The sequence below is a fragment of the Hymenobacter terrenus genome, assembly GCF_000972495.1.
Classification (GTDB): Bacteria; Bacteroidota; Bacteroidia; order Cytophagales; family Hymenobacteraceae; genus Hymenobacter; species Hymenobacter terrenus.
In genome coordinates, this window is sequence record NZ_LATM01000008.1 from 168539 (window position 1) to 188861 (window position 20323).

General features: G+C 60.1%; 10 protein-coding genes. 4 read left to right on the forward strand and 6 right to left on the reverse strand.

The genetic code is table 11. The annotated features are described in order from the left end of the window. Window positions 1-180: 180 nt before the first annotated feature. Both WX88_RS12805 and WX88_RS12810 read right to left on the reverse strand, forming a co-directional pair. On the reverse strand, window positions 181-771 hold the full coding sequence (locus WX88_RS12805; protein WP_046244777.1) for a hypothetical protein: 591 nt from the start codon (window positions 769-771) through the stop codon (window positions 181-183). Beyond that, window positions 755-1837, reverse strand: coding sequence for an AAA family ATPase (locus WX88_RS12810; protein WP_046244778.1), 1083 nt, complete (start codon window positions 1835-1837; stop codon window positions 755-757). The genes WX88_RS12805 and WX88_RS12810 overlap by 17 nt, the downstream gene beginning before the upstream one ends. 48 nt (window positions 1838-1885) lie before the next feature. Here WX88_RS12810 and WX88_RS12815 point away from each other — a divergent pair, with 48 nt between their 5' ends. From WX88_RS12815 to WX88_RS12830, 4 genes are all read left to right on the forward strand, one after another. Continuing rightward, entirely contained in the window at window positions 1886-3250 is a 1365-nt protein-coding gene (locus WX88_RS12815; RefSeq protein WP_046244779.1) for a sigma-54-dependent transcriptional regulator, read from the forward strand. A 132-nt stretch (window positions 3251-3382) separates the two neighbouring features. Continuing rightward, window positions 3383-4834, forward strand: a complete 1452-nt coding sequence (locus WX88_RS12820; RefSeq protein WP_046244780.1) for a sensor histidine kinase — start codon at window positions 3383-3385, stop codon at window positions 4832-4834. Between the two features lie 362 nt (window positions 4835-5196). After that, the gene (locus tag WX88_RS12825) at window positions 5197-5907 is read left to right on the forward strand and encodes a hypothetical protein (protein WP_046244781.1); all 711 of its coding nucleotides are present in this window, start codon (window positions 5197-5199) and stop codon (window positions 5905-5907) included. A gap of 121 nt (window positions 5908-6028) precedes the next feature. Then, on the forward strand, window positions 6029-9376 hold the full coding sequence (locus tag WX88_RS12830; protein WP_082116010.1) for an AsmA-like C-terminal region-containing protein: 3348 nt from the start codon (window positions 6029-6031) through the stop codon (window positions 9374-9376). Between the two features lie 584 nt (window positions 9377-9960). On the opposite strand, the gene WX88_RS27605 is transcribed toward WX88_RS12830, so the two are convergent. From WX88_RS27605 to WX88_RS12855, 4 genes are all read right to left on the reverse strand, one after another. Further along, entirely contained in the window at window positions 9961-12804 is a 2844-nt protein-coding gene (locus tag WX88_RS27605; RefSeq protein WP_082116011.1) for a PQQ-dependent sugar dehydrogenase, read from the reverse strand. A gap of 748 nt (window positions 12805-13552) precedes the next feature. Then, on the reverse strand, window positions 13553-14203 hold the full coding sequence (locus tag WX88_RS12845) for an HAD family hydrolase (protein WP_046244784.1): 651 nt from the start codon (window positions 14201-14203) through the stop codon (window positions 13553-13555). A 126-nt stretch (window positions 14204-14329) separates the two neighbouring features. Next, on the reverse strand, window positions 14330-17833 hold the full coding sequence (locus WX88_RS27610; RefSeq protein WP_052732637.1) for a PAS domain-containing protein: 3504 nt from the start codon (window positions 17831-17833) through the stop codon (window positions 14330-14332). Between the two features lie 338 nt (window positions 17834-18171). Continuing rightward, window positions 18172-20289, reverse strand: a complete 2118-nt coding sequence (locus tag WX88_RS12855; protein ID WP_052732638.1) for a carboxy terminal-processing peptidase — start codon at window positions 20287-20289, stop codon at window positions 18172-18174. Window positions 20290-20323 lie beyond the last annotated feature (34 nt).

Here is a 20323-nt window from a genome sequence, read left to right on the forward strand (position 1 = left end):
CCTGCTCATCATCGACGACGAAGCGCGCCTGCGCAACTACTGACGTGCTGGAGCTGGAAGGCTACACTGTGCTGCAAGCCCCCGACGCCCACCGTGGCCTCGAGCTGCTTCAGCAACACGCCGACGACGTGGACCATCCCGCTTCAATAGGGCGAGTATCAGGAATGAGGTTTGGGGAAGTTAGGCGAGGTCGCGCACTTGCCAGTCAGGCGCAGGCGCCGGGCGGTCAGTCAGGTTGTACAAGCGAAAGTCCAAGCCCCACTCCCCCAGCTTTGCAGTCAGGCGCTGGTCAAGGGCGGTGATGTAGTCTTGGCGATTTAAGCGACGTAGAGCATTTTTGGCATCACCTTCAAGTATGGGAACCGGCGGTGGTTCTACCAGGAACAAAATCACCTCGATGTCTGGTCGTTGGCTGAGGCAAGCACAGAAGCTTAATGAGGGCTCGTTAAGTCGTTCAGCTAACAGTAGTCCCACCAATGTACCAGCGGTTTTGCCGAGTATGGAGATAAAAAGCTCAGCATGGCGTGGCCCAACCGCAAGGGTACGTCTGCGGTCGTCTTTCACTTCGATGAATTGTAGTTGCTCGGGGACACCGGGGAGCCGACAGATGATATCTACTCCCTGTACGTTCTGAACACCACCTTTCTCAATCGTGCGTCGATAGAAGCTCGCGGGTTCGTTCGTTACCGGGTCAGCTTGATGGTCGTATTTAATAACGGCCCAGTTGGACGGAAAATCAAAGGCGAGTTTCTTTTCAACGACGGTCGGCATTCGCTTTTTGGTCGTCTTGTATGAAAACCTCTTCCAGCGCGTCGGCTTGTTTCAATTCTACTTCCAGGGCTACCACATCGGGCAGGTACTCGAAGTCATCCTTGGTAATAACCGTGGTAGGCTGTCCAGGCTCGGCATTCAACCCAAAGTATTGAAGTGGCAATTTTACCTTATCCTTCTCGCGTGATAGAATGTGAAACTCCTTTAGCAAGCTCATACTATGGGTTGCTAAGATTATTTGGAAGCCTTGACGGGCTAGTTCGGCTAGTATTGCGGCTAGTTTTCGGAGCAGCGCAGGATTTAGGTTGGCTTCGGGCTCGTCCCAAAAAAGGGTACTCTGCTTGGTGAGACTGCCGTTATTTAGCAGGCGCTGCAATGTTCCAAACTTACGTAGCCCCTCTGCTACCATGCTTACATCCATGGACTTTTCCTTGGCAAAGGACACATAAAAGCGGCTGCCATCTGACTCCACTTCGCCGCCAATGACCTCATTCAATTGCATGAGTACATCTGTCGTCTCTGGTTGCTTGAGTGGCAGATTATCCAATTGATTTAACAAATCCAAGTATGTTTCGTCAATTGGTAGCCGGAGTTGTTTTGAAGCGGGGCGCATCCAGCCCAAAGTAAGAATCTCTTTGGCCGGAATAAATACTGGGGCTGCGTTAGCTCTACCTATTTCTGCTGCCGCAGAGGGTGGGTTCAAAACGATACGATGCTCAGCTGAAATATCGGGAGAGAAATTGAGCAGTCCAGGACTGAGGCGTTCATCATCTAATTCGTATAAAACTGCTGCCTGCGCAGGATTAGCTTGTCGTCTAATTAGCTCTGCTACATCAGCAGGAGTAGGCCGAAAAATCTCTTTCAGAGACGTCAGCGGCGAATCTAAGTTGATATCTCCTCCATTATGCACACGGCTTGTTAAGCTACGAAGCAGCGCATACCCCAGCTTCAATACATGAGTCTTGCCCGTCCCATTAGTGCCAACAATAACATTCAGCCCCTGCACAAACTCAAAGTCGGCATCGGCGAAAACGGTGAAATTCTTAAGGTGGAGGCGCTTTAGCATAGTCAAAACTACGTAATTGCGGTCCCATTCGGCCAATCCTTCTCCAAAATGCCCACCGGAACCCTGCTCATCATCGACGACGAAGCGCGCTTGCGCCAGCTGCTGGCCCAGGTGCTGGAGCTGGAAGGCTACACCGTGCTGCAGGCCCCCGACGCCCACCGTGGCCTTGAGCTGCTTCAGCAACACGCCGACGACGTGCTCCTGGTGCTCTCCGACGTGAAGCTGCCCGACGGCCACGGCGTAGACCTACTGCCCCGCTACAAAGCCGCCGCCCCCGATGCCGAAGTGGTGCTGCTCACCGCCTACGGCACCATCCCCGACGGCGTGAAGGCCATGAAGCTCGGCGCGTTCGACTACCTCACCAAGGGCGATTTTGAGCAGCAGCTGGTGGTGGTGGTCGACCGCGCCGCCGAAAAAGCCCGCCTCCGCAAGCGCGTGACCGAGCTGGAGCGCCGCGTGGGCCAGCAGTACACCTTCGAGGCCATGATAGGCGACTCTGTGGAGCTGAAGCGGGTGCAGAAACTGGCGCAGCAAGTGGCGCCCACCGACTCGACGGTGCTGCTGGAAGGGCCCACCGGCAGCGGCAAGGAGCTGTTTGCCCAGGCCATTCACCAGGCCAGCGGGCGACGGGGCAAGGCCTTCGTGGCCGTCAATTGCAGCGCCTTCCCCAAAGACTTGCTCGAATCGGAGCTGTTTGGCTACAAGAAAGGCGCCTTCACCGGCGCGCTCACCGACAAGAAAGGCCTGCTGGAAGAAGCCAACGGCGGCACCCTGTTTCTGGACGAAATCGGCGAGCTGGAGCTCAACGTGCAGGCCAAGTTCCTGCGGGTGCTCGAGATGCAGCAGTTCACCAAGCTCGGCGACACCAAGCCCACCAAGGTGAACGTGCGCTTGGTGGCCGCCACCAACCGCAACCTCAAGCAGGAAGCCGACGAGGGCCGTTTCCGCCCCGATTTGTACTACCGCTTGTCGGTGTTCATCATCCAGGTGCCGCCCCTCAAAGACCGGCCCGCCGACGTGCCGCCCCTGGCCCACTATTTCCTGCAATACTTCGCCGCCAAGCTCGGCAAGCGCCTGCCCGGCCTGGAGCCCGAGTGCCTGGCGCTGCTCCAACGCTATACCTGGCCCGGCAATGTGCGCGAGCTAAAAAATGTGCTCGAACGCGCCGCCATCCTCGCGCCCAGCCGAGAATTATTATCCGCCGATTTCCTGCCCGACGAATTCCACGCCCTCACCCGCCCCCCCCGCCCTGGCGCCGACGCGGCCGATGAAAGCCTGCGGGCCCTGGAAGCCCGCCACATCGGCAAGCTGATGGCGGAGCTGGACGGCAACAAGCCTGAAGTGGCCAAACGGCTGGGCATCGGGCTAACCACGCTCTACCGCAAGCTACAGGAATACGGGCTGGACGGGTAAAGAACGATGTAGAGACGCCACCCTTGGCGTCTCAGCGGCCGCGCCGTTAGGGCAACACCGGCAGCATTGTTCAACCCCGAGACGCGAAGAGTGGCGTCTCTACATCGCTCAGGCCGACAACCGACACCAACCATGTCCCTCAAACTAAAAATCCGCCTCAGCGTCTTGCTGCTGCTGCTGTTGCTGCTGGGGCTGGGCGGCTACGCCTTCTTCACCATCAATTACCTGGAGCACGGTGCCCACGGCATCGAGCAGGCCGATTTTAACGTGGCGCGCTCGGCGGTGCTGGCGTTTCTGGGGGCGGGCACGGCGGTGGGCATCACCATGATGGTGCGGCTGCCGCGCATCGTAGTGCGCCCACTGCGCCGCCTCACCGTAGACATGGAACGGGTGGCCGGCCCCGGCCCGGCCACCCGCGTGGGCGTGAGCCGGCACGACGAAGTGGGCACCATCGCCACCGCCGTCAACCGCGTGCTGAGCCAGGCCCAGGACGAGCGCCGCGCCACCCTGGCCCAGCTGTTTACCGAGCGCAACCGCATGGACAGCCTGGTTCGAAGCCTGGACGAAGGCCTGCTGCTGCTGGATGAGCAGAAGACCATCGTGCTGGCCAACCCCGTGGCCTGCGACCTGCTGGGCCTGCCCCAAACCGAGCTGCTGGGCCAGTCGGCCGAAGCCGTGGCGCAGCGCAACGAGCTGCTGCGCGAGCTGCTGGTGCCCCTGGCCGCAGCCAACCTGGCCGGCGACACCGTGCCTGACCCCATCTTCACCTTCCCGCACAAGGGCGACGCGCCGCACTATCAGCTTAGCATCAGCCCCATCGAAACCCTCGACCCGGCGAGCAAGCCCATGCCCGGCGGCCACATTCTCTGCCTGCGCAACGTGTCGGACTTCAAGAAGCTGGACGAGCTGAAATCTACCTTCCTGGCCACCATCTCGCACGAGCTGAAAACACCCCTGGCCAGCATCAAGCTCAGCCTGATGCTGCTGCAAAACGAGCGCACCTCCACCACCGAGCGCCAGACCCTGGCCACCGGCATCGGCGAGGAAACGCAGCGGCTGCTCAGCATGGTGGGCCAGCTCATCGACGTGGCCCGTCTCGACGCGGGAGCCGGCATCAAGCTCAACGTGCAGCCCATGAGGCTGGCGGAAGTGGTCCGCTACGCCACCCAAACCGTGCAGCCGCAGCTCCTCGATAAGCAGCTCAAGCTCGACATTCTGATGCCCGACACGCTGCCGGAAGCGCAGGGCGACGTGGAAAAAACCACCTGGGTGCTCATCAACCTGCTTTCTAATGCCGTCCGCTACTCGCCGGTGGGGGCGCCGCTGGTCATCCGGGCCATGCAGTGGGGCGAAATGGTGCGCGTGAGCGTGGAAGACCACGGCCCCGGCATCCCGCCGGAGCACCACAAGCGCATTTTCCAACGCTTCGCGGGGGTGCCCGGCCGGGGCACGCAAGCCGGCAGCTCGGGGCTGGGCCTGAGCATTTCGCGCGAGTTTATTGATGCGCAGGGTGGCCGGCTGTGGGTGGAAAGCCAGCCGGAAATGGGCAGCCGGTTTCTATTCACCCTGCCCGTAGCCGTGTAGAGACGCCACCCTTGGGTCTCGTCGTTGAACGAGGGAAAGGCCGTCATGGAGAGGAAGGCATCGTGTCGGAAAGAACGTCATGCAGAGCGTAGCGAAGCATCTCGCGTGCCGCCACTAACCCTTTTTCTGACGAGTGGTTTACTCAAGCACGCGAGATGCTTCGCTGCGCTCTGCATGACGTTCTTTCCGACACGACGTTCTTTCCAACATGACGGGTACTTAAACGCCACCCAAGCGGCGCTAACGACGAGACGCCAAGGATGGCGTCTCTACACCCGCTTCCGGTTGTTTGGCCGTGTTGTGCGTAAACCCGGCCGTAGCCGTGGCATTCTGCCGCCGCCATTCCCGAAAACCCTTTCTACATGTCGACTTCCTTGCCCAAATTCACCGTTGAGCGCCTATCCTTTTCTATGCTAACCGAGCTGCCCAATACCTGGCAGGATAGAGATTATAAGGCCCTGCTGGTTAAAATGAACTATGAGAATCCGGAGGAAATAAAAGCGTCCGAATTGAAAGAAATGTGCCTGATGTCGTTCACTGATTTGGAGCCGCGGGAAGCGGCCGAAGTGGTGTTGGGCTATTTATTTTCCGAGCAGCTGAACGCGGGACAGATTGAAAACCTGGCGCACCAGATGCTGACGGAACGACTGTGGGAAGAAAACCCCGAACTCCCGCTGCACCAGGGCTTTTACCAGGCCACGCAGCTGCTGCACGATGCCTACAACGGCACCTTTCCCAGCGTGAAGGCCGTGGAATTCCGGGTGAAATCCACGGCCGAAAACCCCGATGACTTGGCCGTATTCGCCGATGCGCCCGCCGCGCCGCTGCTGCGGCTGCTAGCCCCCGGCCTGCCCGCTAATGCCTTGCTAAACCGCCTGTTTTCGACACAATTGGAAGGCCCGAAATTCGACGAAGCCCAATTCATTATCTGGCAATTAACGGCCGGCGAAAAAACCGCTGATTCCATTGTGTTCGACGTGGTAAGCTCCGCCTACTGGCTGGAAGAATTCAAATACGCCGACACTTATGAAGCCCCAACCCACGCCGACGTGGTGGTAGTTGAAGAGCACTAAACCCACTGCTTGGCCTTGCCCGCTGGCATACGCGGCAAAATTTTTCGCGTATGCTAGCCTACTTTGGCACTATCATACGCGGCGGCCTCTCGCTGCTTAACCGGCAACGGCGGCTTCTACTATGAAATCCTTTCCCTTACGACGTGTGCTGGCATCGGTGGTGCTGCTGGGCGTGGTGGGGCTGGGAGTGGCCGTGTGGCTGCTGGGCAGCAGCTTTGTCCGGCGTCAGGTGGCGCAGTTTGTTCGCCACAGCCTCACGCACGACTCCGAGCTGGTACTGGCTCCTTTTAAAGTGGAAATGTCGCTCTGGCGCGATTTTCCGCACCTGACCGCTTCCGTTCTACACCTCAGCCTGACCGATACGTCCCATCATAAAACGGTGCGGGTGCTCCAGATTGACCGCGCCGACCTGTGCCTAGAGCTGCTTAGCCTGCTGCGCAAGCGGGTGCAGATTACCCGCCTCGTGCTGACCGACGTCGATTTTCAGGAGCGTACCGACTCGCTGGGGCGCACCTGGGGGCTGCGGGGCAAGCGCCGCAAAGGCACCGCATCGGCCCCTGTGCTCAACCTGAGTCTGGATGAACTGATTGTTAACAATTTCCGCATGAGTTCGCAAAATGCCTACGCCCGCAGTGCCTTTGGCGCGGCGGCCCGGCAGGCCCGGCTCAGGGCGCGGCTGCGAAACGGGGTGCTGCGGGTGGCCGGTACTCTCGACGGGCAACTGAGCTACCTCCGCACCAGAGCGGGCACCCTGTTTGAGCGCGAGCCGGTGCAGGCCTGGGTGCACTACACCTACCGCTTCGCCAACCGGCAAGGGCACCTGTGGAACACCCGCGCCACGCTCAACGGCGACACCATCCGGGTGAGCGGCACCCATACCGTGGACCCGAAGCAGCCGGTGGGCACCCTCATGAACCTACGCTTCGTGGGCAACCAACCGCTGACCGAAGTGCTGCGCGCCGCCCTGCCCCCGCGCCTGGAGCCCTACCTGGCCGGGGCCGTCAGCCCCAGCAAGGCTCACATTCACTACACCATCACGGGGCTGAGCGGCCCGACGGTGAGCCCGCGCAATGTGCTGACGTTTGGGTTGCGCGGGGCCAGCCTGCAATGGCCCGACTCGGCCCGCCGCATCAACCGCTGGGACCTGCAAGGCAGCTATGACAACGGCACGCAACACAACCCCAAATCGACGGTGCTCACCCTGCAAAAATGCCGCATCTACTCCCGCGCGGGCCAGCTTGATGTGGCCCTGACACTGCGTGATTTCACCAAACCCTTCCTGGATGCGCGCTTGCGGGGGCGCACCGAGCTGCCCGAGCTGGCCGCCGTGATATCGCCGGGACGCTGGCGCGCCCGTGGGGGCCTGGCCGACCTTGATGTGCACCTGCGCGGCCTGTTGCCCCCGCGCCCCGGCCAGCCGGGCTACGGCACGTCTCAGGGCACATACCAGGCAACCCTTTCGGTACGCGGCACCGCTACTCTGCGTAATGCCTCCTTCCTGCTGCCCGTGCGCGGGGCCGACCTCTCGCAGCTGAATGTGCGGATGGGATTGAATGATAGTGTCTGGCAGCTCTCCAACGCCTCGGGCTTACTGAATGAGATGCGCTTTCAGGCCTCGGCCACTACCACTCACCTGCTCGATTATCTCACCGGGCTGCACGCCACAGCCAGCATCAGCGGGCAGTTTGCGGTGGATGAGCTGAGCATAGCCCGGTTGCGCAGCCTGATGCGGCGGGTGCCCCGCACGGCCAGCGACGGTTTTTTGCGCAACAACCGCCCCCGGCGGGTACGGGTGCTCCGCGACAAGGCCCAGCTGGCCGTCACGTTGGGCAGCGAACTCATTCCGCCGGGCCTGCTCCTGGACGTGGACCTGCGCTGCCAATACCTGCTGCTGGCCACCGATACCCTCCGCAACCTGGCCGTGACCGTGCGCCACGACGGCCAACGGGTGCAGCTGCGCAACCTGGCCGGCCAAGTGTGGGGCGCCAACGTGCGCGGCAACGCCGAATGGCCCACCGACTCGGCCAACCGGGTGGCCCCCGTGCAGTACGACCTGGGCGTGCACTTCGAAACCCTCAACTATCAGCAATTCGTGGCCCGGCTGTCGCAGCCCCTAGCCACTCCGGAGCAACGGGCCGCGCGTGCGGCCCGGCGCAAGCAAGCCCGGTCCCGGATAGCAACCCAGGCGCCGGGCGCGGGCAGCCCGGCCCTGCGCGATTTGCTGCTGGCGGCCAATGGTCACTTAACCATCGATATCGACCAGATGCAGCTGCCCGAGGACGAAAACCTGAGCCAGGTGAGCCTGCGGCTGGAAAAAACGGGCGCCGTGATGCGAATGCCCTACCTACGGTTTCTGACGCCGGAAGGCGGGCGCGGCGAAGCCACCGCCACTGCTCAGGTAGAAAACATGCGCCTGCTGGCCGCCGATGCCGACATGACCCTGCGCTACGCCACGCTCGACGTGCAACGTCTGCTGTCCCTGATTGCCAGCCTCACCACGCCCGCCGACTCAGCAACGACGGCAATAACCCTGGCCCGGAATGAGCGCCGCGCTACCCGCCGGGCCCAGCGGCGGCAATCGCAGGCCAATCCCTCCATGGTATCGAACGGGGTGCTGAGCGCGGTGCTGCGCGTGGAGGCCGACCGGGTGCACTACGCCGCCATCAGTGGCAGTCAGTTTCGGCTGGTGTCGCACCTGCTAGACGGCGAAGCCCGCCTCGACAACTGCACGGTGAATGCCTTGCAGGGTCGCATTAGCCTGCAAGGCCGCATCTTGAGTACTGCCAACCGCAACCACCACGCCACCCGCGCCCAGCTGCAGCTGGAAGATGTGCAGCTACCCGCCCTGTTTGCCGCCACCACCAACATGGGCTTTAACCTGCTGGGCAGCGACAATATCCGGGGCAGCCTACGCGGCGTGGTCGATGTACGCACCGACCTCGACGCCACCTTGCTGCCCCGCTTGCAGCAAACGAGCGGGTACCTGAAAACCAATTTTCGCAACCTAGAGCTGCTGGATGTGGAGGTGCTGATGGAGGCCCTGCGCTTTATGAAAGTCGAGCGCACCAGCCACCTGTACTTCGAGCCCTTCAGCAGCGAGTTCCTGCTCAGCAAGGGCCAGCTGCTCATTCCCGGCCTGCACCTGAACAGCAACCTGAGCAATCTGGAAATCAGTGGTAACTATGGCTTCGACGGTCGCAGCAATCTATTCGTTGGTCTCAAACCCTTACAGGCGCTGTTCGGCAACAACAACAGGCGCATCGAACGCATCCAGAACGGCGAGCCTATGAGCAACGCCAAGGGCAAGCTCACTTACCTGAACCTGCGCCGGATGGAGCCCGGCGAGAAGTACAAGGTGCGCTTGTTTCAAAAGGGCGAGCATCGCCAGGCCCAAATCAGCCTGCGCCAACAGTGCCGCGACCTGCTGCTCACCCAACGCCTGGACACGACCATGCGCATGCTCCGTTGATGGCAGGCGAACAGGTTAGTTAAAACGGGACTCGCTCAAACTAAACGCCGTCTGCACCTGTGCCTGTTGCCAGAAGCTAGTTGCCGCTGCTGCATCAGCGATGGGCGCAACGGGCATGGTGGAGGTTCCGCGGTGACAAGAAAAGCAGTAGCAGAATCTCTTGTTAATGTTTTCGGCGCGTTGGAAAAACGTTAACAAAACTTGTGTTAATGTTTTTCCAACGCGCCGAAAACATTAACAACAGCGCATCGAGGTTTTTAACGTGCTGAATCCTAGCCCGGCTCCGCCGCCCGTGCCGCCGGTGGAGGTGCCGATGCCACCCGCACCGCTGGGTCTGTCTGGTGGCGCGCTGAACTAGCCGACCTGGAGCGCCGTCATGCTGACGGCATCTTAACGGCTGATGAGGAAGTGTACTTACTGGTCCGCAACTGCAACATCTAGTGGAGTTGCGTCAGGTAGTACCTGAATGGAACACGAAAGCCAATTAGGCTGTGAGTTAGCATAAAAAACCGCCTGGAATATCTTCCAGGCGGTTTTTGCTAGTTCAGCCTCTGCAAAAGCAGTATAGGGCGTCCTAAAAAAGGTTAGTGCACGAGCAGCAAGGACTGGGATTGAACCGCTGTATCGGTTCTGAGTATAACCCGATACGTGCCGCTTTTCAGTGCTTGGGTGTTGAATGTGGCTTGGTGCGGGCCGGTAGCCTGGGGCACGCCGTCCACGAGAAGAGCGGCGCGGCGGCCCAACGCGTCGACCACCTCCAGTCGCACGGTAGCAGCCTGGCTCAGCTCATACCGAAACGTAGCCTGGTCCGTGACGGGATTCGGATAAATCTCCAGGGTATTCCCGGCAGCCGCCGCTTTCGCTCCCTCCGCCGATGCCTGACGGGCCGCTGGAGCTGATTTTAGAATCAACCGCCACCGCTGATTGCTGCCCGAATTGGCCGTGTACGTTTCTACTTTGGTACCATCGGCGGTGCCGAAAGCCGCAACGTCCAAGCGTTTCCCGATGGCGCACTGTGGCTCCAGCTCGTAAACCCCGTTGCCCACGCTGATGAACTTCCACTTCTGAGCCGCACTATCGTTGTTGCCCCACAGCTGAACTTTGGCATTGTTGGCATTGCTTCCGCCGTTTACGTCCAGGCGGCTGCCGGTGGCGCCCACAACCTGCGAATTGAGTTGGTAAACGTCGCCGCCTACATTCGTCAATTTCCAGGCTTGAGCAGTGATGCCAGCACTGCGCAAAATATTGATTTGCGTACCGTTGGCCGTGCCTGACGACAGCACGTTCAGCCGCGAGCCGGTGGCATGCTCCGGCGCCAACTCATAAACTGCCCCCGATTGAATGCCCGTGGAGCCCGGCACTGCCCGGAATGTGGCGGTGTACGTCACGTCGTCGGTGGGGGTGAAGATGGTTTGCGAGGCCGCGCCGCCCTGGCTCCAGCTCACAAACTCGTAGCTCGTGCCGTTCAGGGTTTGGGGCGAAGGCACGCTCAGCTCCCGCTCCACGCCTTCTACCCCCAGCACCGTGGCCGGCGTGGCGATGGATTGCCCGTCGAGCCCCACTTGCAGGCCCGCCGGGCTGGTGGCAAAGCGCAACGTGCTGAAGCGGGGGTAAATGTCCACCGAATCCCGCTTGCTGGTGGCGCCATTCGCGTCCGTGACGCGCAAAGACAGTCGGATCCACACGTTGGATGCGGTTTCGATGCGCGTTGGGATGGTGAACGTGCCGCTCGCTCCGGTGGTAGCGCCGCCCGCAAACACCGGTGGCGGGCCGGGGTGCGAATGGTCGTCGTGGTGGAAATCGACCTGCCACGAAAACGCGCTGGCCGGCAACGCGCCGTTCTCTGGGTCGGTGCCCGTACCCGAGAAGCTGATGACGTCGCCGGCGCGGTATGTAAGCGTCGAGAGCGGGGTGGTGATGTCGGCCGTAGGGGCGCGGTTGGTAGTCACTGTCAGCGTAGCGCTGTTGCTGGTTACGCTCGACACGGCATTGGTGACTATCACCCGGAAACGGGCGCCGTTGTCGGCGAGCGTCGCATTCGGGATGGTGTACCCGGACGTGGTGGCGCCGGCAATGTTCACGTTGTTGCGCTGCCACTGGTAGGCGAGCGGCGCGCCACCCGAAGCACCCACCACAAAGCTCACCGAGCTGCCCACCGCAGCCGTCGTGTTTGCAGGCTGCGCCGAAATACTGGGCGCGTCGTTGCCCACGTATTGCACCCGCCAGATTTCGCCTTCGTTGCTGGACGTGTTGTCGTCGCTGGAGCCACCACCCAACCCGCCGCGGGCTACGTAGTAGAGGTTGCCATCGGGGCTGACTTTCACGTCAATGGGCCGGTCGATGCCCGTGGCAAACGTCGTCACGGCATTGCCGTTGGCAAAGTCCAGGACCTTAATAGCGGTGTTGCAGTAGTCGGTGTAGAAATACTTGCCCACGTAGCCGCTGGGAAACCGCGAGGAAGAGGGGTTGAAAAACGTGCCGCCCGTGATGGCGCAGGCGCCCCCGCTGTGGTTGTAAGCGTAAAGTGGGTCCTGGTAGTTGGCCGGCGCGGTCTGGGTGGTTCGCACGCCCGAGAAGCCGGGCCAGCCAAAGTTTTTGCCGCCGGCATTCGTAACGTCGTTCACTTCTTCGAAGTCCCCGCCCACGTCGTTGACGAACACACGGCCGGTACCGGGCTGCACGGCGGCCCGGAAAGGGTTGCGAAAACCCAGCGCCCAGATGGCGCGGTTGGCGCCGGTGGCTGTCGTGTAAAACGGGTTGTCGGTCGGAATGGAACCGTCGGGGTTGATGCGCAGCACTTTGCCCAGTAGGTTGCTGAGAGTTTGCGCGTTGGAGCCCAGGTTGTTTTCGCCGGTGCTGATGAATAGCTTGCCGCCACTGAACACGAGCCCGCCGCCGTTATGCCAGCCACTCGAAACCAGGTCGTCAAATTCAATCAGCACCCGTTCGCTACCGGCCAGGGCCACGTCGCCCCCAGCCGTAAAACGGCTCACGCGGTTGTGCGACGGCCGGCCAGCTACGGCCGTTGTGTAGTACACGTACACGTAGCCGTTGGTGGCAAATGCTGGGTCGAAGATGACAGTTTGCAACCCACGCTCGTTGCTAGCATCCACGTTGGGTATAGTCACGAAGGGCGTGGCCAACAAGGCGCCATTCTTGATGATGCGGATGCTGCCCGATTTGATGGTGACAAACAGCCGGCCGTCGGGCGCAAACTCTATCCCGTTCGGGTCGAGCCCCGCCGCTAGGCGGGTTTCCGAAAACCCAGACGGCAGGGTTGCCGCGAAGGTGACGCGGGGAACAGCCAGGCCGGCCACTGCTAAAAAGCAGCACAGACCCAAAAAGCCCTTTGGCAGTTTTGTCAGGAAGGTCAGGAGCCTTCGCGTGTAATCATACAGCGAGAAGTTAAGTGTTGCGTTTGTTTTCATGTTTACATAGAGGAAAAAGTGTGGAGTGAAAAGTGTGAATCGTGGAAAGAGCCGAGCAGTTGCCGCAGCCCTTTCTCGACTAAATATACATTTTTTTTTCTTACCAATCGACCCTTAACCAAACACACTATTGCATAATTCTATTAGCGGTTTTCACCAATCACCACCCCACGTAAGTAATTCACCATCTGACGTCCAATCTATCTAAAAACGCTCTGCCAGGCCAAGCGGCTCGTACCAAGCAGGTTCTCTATCACCGTATCAGCTACAGCTTGGGTTAAAAGTTTAATCCAAATTTTTTCTTATCAACGAAGCTGGTTAGCTAAGCTTTTTCTCAGGGATTTATACCCTTATGAGGCACAAGGCTTTCCTTGAGGATAAGGCGCGAGCTAATCCGGAAGCAACTTATCACGAGCAACAACATCTTCCCCGACGAGGCGCTAGCCAAGGCGTTATCCTTCGACCTGAGGGGGCTGCTTCCAACTGAGTGAGCAGCAACAGAAGAAAACAATTTGTTAAATATGCTCCGTTGTCGCTGGTGTATGGGTTCATCAAAGCAAGGCGGCATTGCTACCCCCAATGGCGGCAGGTTCAACCGCACAACGCCTCTGTTAAGGTGTTTGAGCTATTGACGCTAGAGGCAAGAACGCCACTCATTAGCTGCTACTGAGCCGGTTCTGCCGGGGTGCTGCCGAACCTTTGCCTGGCCCTGGTTTGAGGCATAAATAGCGAAGGAAAAGTATAGTGCTTACACCAGCGCATTTACAACCTCATCGGTGAAATCCGACGCGTAACGCAGCACGTTGGGTAGGTGCGCAAACTCAGCTACGTCGTGCGTGGTGGTGAGCACCACGGCTTTCATGCCGGCATTCAAGGCGGCCTCGGCTCCTTTGGGCACGTCCTCAAACACGATGCAATCGGCCGGCGCGACCTGGAGCAGAGCGGCGGCCTTTAGGAAAACTTCGGGGTGAGGCTTGCTCAGCACCACGTCGTCGGCGCTGACGATGGTGGTGAAATAGTGCCGAATATTGAGGTTATCCAACACGAAATCAATGTTGAATGGAATAGCTGCCGAGCCAATGGCCATTGGAATACCTTGCTGATGAGCCCGCTCCAGAAACGCAGGCAGCCCCGGCAGCAGTGCGAGGTGCGGCAGGAACTCCTGCTGGTAGCGCTTCTCCTTTTCCAGCGACCAGTGCGTCATTTCCTCGTCGGTAAACCGGTCAGTACCGAACATCCGGACCATTACTTCCGGGTTTTTACCATACATCTGGCGCTTTACTTCCTCCCAGGTGAAATTGGCGCCTAGGTCGTGGTTAAATAAGTACTGCCAGGCACGGGTGTGGTATTCCATGTCGTGAATCATGGTCCCGTTCAGGTCGAAGATAAAGGCTTTCATGTAGTGATTTGGGGTGAGAAAGCGCTGGAGCGCAAACCACAAAGTTCGCACCCCAGCCCGATAGTATTCCATTCATCCACTCACTCGACATCAGCAGAGAATCTTGTATATCGGGTCATTCTACTCCTACAAAAACACCCGAAACGTCGTCCCGACTCCTACCTCGCTCTCCACTTCCACCCGGCCGCCGTTGCTCTGCACGATGCGGTTGACGAGGTAGAGGCCCACGCCGGTGCCCTCGGTGTGGTCGTGGAAGCGGCGGAAGAGGTGAAATAGCTCTCCCTTGTGCCGCCGCACGTCGAAGCCCAGGCCATTGTCTTCCACCAGTAGCAGCGGCCGGTCTTCCTCTACCCACAGCGAAAGATGCACGCGGCAGGGCCGGCTGGGGTCGGCGTACTTGAGAGAATTGCCCAGCAGGTTGAGCAGGATGGTGCGCAGGTTGGCACGGGCGTAGGAAATGGTGGGCCGGGCTGCGAAGTCGGTGGTGACCCGCGCACGCGCGGCCTGCACCTGAGGTTGCAGCGTTTGGAGCACTTCCTGGGTCAGCTCATCAAGAGCCACGGTATCGGGCGGCAGGTTGGGCAGGCGCTGCATCTGGCCCACGGCGGCCAAGTCGTCGATGGTAGTGGCCAGCTGGCGCAGGGCCTCGTCCAGCATGGGCACCAGCAGGGCCTGCTCGTCGGGGTCGGTGAAGACGGTGGAATAGCGCAGCTCCTCGAAGAGCCCGGTCAGATTGTTGATGGGCTGCTTGAGGTCGTGAGAGGCCGCGTACACGAAATTGTCGAGGTCTTGATTGGTGCGGATGAGCTGCTGGTTAGCGGCGGCCAGCTCCTCGTTGCGGGCGCTCACGGCTTGGTTAGCGGCGGTCAGCTCGGCATTGGCTTCGGCTAGCAGCTGGCGGGCGGCTACCTGCTCGCTCACGTTGGTGGCCACTACGGCTACGCCCGTGATGTGGCCCTCCCCATTGCGTAGCGGTTGATATACGAAGTTGACGTGCACCACTTCCGTTTGGCCGTGGCGGTAAAGCTGAGCGGGCTTTTCCTGGGTCGAGTAGGCCACGCCGGTGGCCATCACCCCTTCCAGTAGCAGGTCGAAGCCCTGACCGCGCAGTTCGGGCATGCAGGTTAGCATGGGCCGGCCCAGCACCTCCTCGCGGGTGTGTCCCCAGAGCGTGCACATGCCTGGGTTGGCCAGTTCCACCACAAACTCGGGGCCGCGCATCACGGCAATGGACACGGGCGCTTGCTCAAACAGGTCCTGCAATTGGGCATCGCGCTGCCGCACTTCTTCTTGCAGCGCGGCGGCCTGCTGACGGGCAGCCACCTGCTCACTCACGTCGAAGGCGAAGGACGACACGCCAACCGTCACCCCGTTTTCCTGGTAAGCCTGGTAGGTAAAATTCAGGTAGCGAGGCACCTCGTGGCCATCCAGGCGACGGGTACCGGCCAGTACCTCGTTACCGAAATACGGCTTGTTGGTCTCATACACGTGGTCGAGCAGAGCAATGAAACCGTGCTCCGCTGCTTCGGGAATGGCAACGGCCGTAGGCTGCCCCATAAGTACCCGGTCCGGGAACAGGGATTGGTAGGCGGGGTTCACGTAATCGATGCGGTGCTCCGGGCCGCGAGCAATAAAAACCAGCGCCGGCGTTTGCTCAAACACCTGATGCAAGGTTTCGCGCTGGCGGGCCAGGTGCTCAGCAGTTTGCAGCGCCTCGGCCTGCATCTGCTCGGAGCGCCGCCGGGCATGCACCTGTTCGGTCACATCAAAGGCAAAGATGGACACGCCCACCGTGGCCCCATCTTCGTGATAAGCCTGATAGGTGAAGGTGTAATAAGCCTCGGGCAGCAGGTTACCGGCCGTATCATACACCTGCAGGGGTAGCTCAGTACCAAAGAATGGCTCACCGGTGGCATACACCTGGTCAAGCAGCGCCACGAAACCAAACTCCACGGTTTCGGGCAGCGCCTCGGCCAGTGGCAGCCCTAACAGCTTGCGCCCCGGAAACAGCGCCTGATAGCCAGGATTGAGGTAGTCGAAGCGGTGCTCGGGCCCGCGCAGAATGGCCACGCTGGCCGGCGTTTGCTCAAACACCTGGTAAAGGGTTTCCCGCTGGCGTACCAACTGTTCGGCATTTTGCAAGGCCTGAGCCTGTAACTCTTCGGACTGCTGACGGGCGCGCACCTGCTCGGTTACTTCGAAGGCAAAGGCGAGAATGCCGTCAATCTGCCCATTTTCATCATAACGGGCCTGCTGTACGTAGTTGAAGTACCTGTCTTCGAGCGGCTCACCCTCGTAGCGGGCTACCGGAATCAGCATGCTCTCCTCGTAATGAGTGACCCCCGTTTCGTACACCTCCCGCAAGCTATGCCACACGGGGTGATTGGCCAGTTCGGGCATAGCTTCCAACAAAGGCTGGCCCGCCAGCCGGCGCCCCGGAAACAGCGCTTGGTACTCTGGGTTCACCAGTTCGAATACCAAATCGGGGCCGTCGAGCACGCAGATGGCCGCCGGAGCCTGCATGAAAAAGCGTTCGAGGCGGGCGCGCTGCCGTTCTGCTTCGGTCTGGGCGGCGCGCAGGCGTGATGTGCGGTCGGCCACTCGGGCTTCCAGCTCCTGGTTCAACTCGCGAAGTGTCAGCTGAGCGTGGAAGAGGTCGTCGTTGGTTAACCGGACTTCTTCATTGGCGGCTTGCAGCTCCTCGTTGGCCGCCGCCAGCTCTTCATTCGTTTGGGCGGCTTGCTGCTCCGTCGCTTCCAACTGCTGGCGTGCACGCACCTGCTCGCTCACCTCGTAGGCAAAGACGAGGATGCCATCGACGGCGCCCTGGGCGTTGCGCCGGGGCTGGTAGATGAAATTGTAGTAGCGTTTTTCCAGTTCCTGCCCGCCGGAATTATAATTATCCAGCTGCACAAGCATTTCGTTGGCCCGAAATACTTCGCCGGTGCGGTACACTTCATCAAGCAAGCCGAAAATAGACTGGCCTTGCAGTTCCGGCATGGCCTGGCGAATGGGCCGCCCCAACAGCGGCCGCTCACCCACCAGCTGCTGGTACTGCGGGTTCACCAACTCAAACACGTGGTCGGGCCCGGCGAAGATGCAAATCATGGCCGGGGCCTGCATAAAGGTTTCGTAGAGCGCAGCGCGTTGATTGTCAACTTCGATGCGGGCGGCTTGCTCACGGGCCTGGCTTTCGCGTAGGGCCACTTCTACAGCCGTGCGCGACTCGCTGGCCGTGTCCGTAAAGCTCACCACCAGCCCCTGACCCACGCGACGAGCCGAAATCCGGAAATAGTTGTCAAGCCCGTCGTGCTGGTAGTTAAGCTCTCGTTGCCCGGGCTGCCCGGTCTCGAATACGCCACAGTAAAAGTCAAACACACCGGTGGGGCCAGCACTCGAAAATAGCGCCATGTGCGTCTGAGCAGGCTGCCCCAACATGCGTTGCCCGGCCTCGTTGAGCAGGACGACGGTAAAATCTATAATTGCCCCACCTTCTTCCGTCCAGATAGGCTTGAGTAGCGCTAAGGCTGTCAGTGACGCAGCAAAGACCCCCGCGAGCAAGTCATCCAACGGAAAGGCATCGCGGAGTTCAGCAGAGAAGGATACAGGGATAGCAGCGGAATCAGGCATACGACGAAAGTAAGCACTTCACGTAAGTTAGCCTGCTGCATACGCAGATTCGTTAACAACGAACATTGAGCAAAATCCTGATATACAAGCCCAGGGCGAAGTAGCCACTTAAGGACTGGGGCGTACGCTTGGGTGGGGCTGGTGGCGCCCTCCGGTTACACCCCGCTAGCGCTTTAAACCATCCCACCTAGGCTAGGCTTTGTAGCAACAGACTATTTTCATAAAAAACCATTGCTAATCAAAACATTATTCTAAGCACATAAGTGGCTGGAACATAAAAGAGCCCCCGTCGTGCGAGTAGCGACGGGGGCTCTTTTATGTTTTTAACCTCTCAGTTACTACAGCTCGTCGCCAATCACAGCCACGGCTTCGGCCAAAGCGGCATCTTTGCGCAGGGGCTTCAGGAAACGTGTCAGGCGCTTGGCGGCAGTTGAGTCGGTGCTGGCATCGGCCGATAGCTGGGCCACGTCGAGTGAGGGCAGCGCATTTTGGGCGGCGGTTTGTTGCTTGTTCACGGCGCGGGCCTGTAGTTGGCTGGCGCGGTAGGCCGCTAGGTTCAGCGAGAGATTGGTTTCTTTGCGGCGCTCGGTGGCGCGCTGCGCGGCCTCGGTGATGAGCCGGAAACCGGGGCTGGCGGCTACGCGCGCGGCGCTGGCGGCCTTCAGCTTATCAAGGACCGGCAGGGTATTGGTGGGCTGGTACGTGGCTGGTGCAATTTCGTCCCACAGCAACGGATACTCCGACTCCTGCTCACCCTTGGCATACGAGGCTAGGGCATCGGGTAGGGTTATGTCCGGCACTACGCCCTTAAACTGCGTCGAGCCGCCATTCACGCGGTAAAATTTCTGGATGGTGAGCTTGAGCGAGCCCAGCGGCTTGAACGCCTTCACCTCCGCCGACACAGCGTTGTCGAGGTCGAATAGCTGCTGCACCGTGCCCTTGCCATAAGTCGTGCTGCCCATCACGATGGCGCGGCGATAGTCCTGCATGGCCGCGGCCAGAATCTCGGAGGCCGAGGCGCTGTACTTGTTCACCAGCACCACCAGCGGACCGGCGTATTGCACCTGCGGGTCCTGGTCGTTCACGGCTTGGGCGGGGCCACGGCCGGCTTTCACTTGCACCATGGGGCCGTTGGGTACGAAGAGGCCGCCCATGTCCACGGCGTCGCGCAGCGAGCCGCCGCCATTGTAGCGCAGGTCGAGCACCACCCCGGCCACGTTTTCTTTCGCGAGCTTAGCTAGTTCGGCTTTCACGTCAGCGGCACTGCTACGGCCACCCTTGCCCCCGAAATCAGCATAGAAGCCGGGCAGGTGAATGTAGCCAAACTTGCGGCCATTTTGCTTGATAAGGGCCGACTGAGCGTAAGTTTCCTCAATCACTACTACGTCGCGGATGATGGGAATCACCACAGTGGCGCCGTCGGGTTTGCGCACCGTCAGGCGCACCTCCGTGCCCTTGGGGCCTCGAATCAGCTTCACGGCTTTTTCGAAGCGCATGCCTTCCACACTCACCGGCTCGGCGGCCCCCTGAGCCACGCGCAGAATAATGTCGCCCACCTTCAGCTCGCCCTGCCGGGCCGACGCCGAACCGGCCACAATGTCTGATACCTTGAGGTGGCCTTCGTCCTGCTGCAGCAGCGCGCCAGTGCCTTCCAAGCGGCCCGACATGGCAATGTCGAAGTTGTCGCGGGCAATGGGCGCGAAGTATTCGGTGTGCGGGTCGTACGTGTTGGCAATAACGTTGGCGAACTCTGCCAGCCGGTCGTTAGCATCCTCCTTTAACTGGTCGGTGAAGGCTTCATCATAGTATTTCAGCACGCGCTTGCGGGCCTCGGCCTCCATCTCGGCCGGCGTGCTGACTTTGTCAGAAGTGGTACCGGGTGAGGCGCCGACTTTGGTTGCGGCCAAAGGCTTGTCTTTCTTACGGGCCTCATCGTCCATCAGCTCCGAGAGGCGAGCCAGGGTCTGGTACTTCAGCATTTTGCGCCACTGCTCGCGCTGCTCAGCGGGCGTGGCGGCGTAAACGGCCTTGGCGGGGTCGGTTTCCCAGCTTTCCTGTACCGTAAAGTCAAAGGGTTTGGCCAGAATCTGACGGTACAAGGCTTGAATTTCCACGGTCCGCTTAGTCAGAATCTGGCTGGTTACATCCAGAAACTCGTGCGTACCGCCCTTCAATTCATCGTCGATTTTAGTTTGAAACCGCTTAAGCTGTGCCACTTCGGGGGCCAGTAGCAGTTGCTTATTCACGTCGACGCGCTTGAGGTAGAGGTCGAATACCCGCTGCGAAAACTGGTCGTCCAGCTTCTCGGGCTGGTAATGGGCCACCGTCAGGCCTTGCAGCATGGTACCAAGTACCACTTGGTCGCGCGAGGGCGTGCCTTGGTATACAGAGTAAGAAGCCAGCCCCAGCAGGGCCAAGGTGGAATATAATCCCAGCTTAAATTGGGGAAATTGCATGCGGAGAGGGAGGGAATTAAAGAGAAATGGTAGC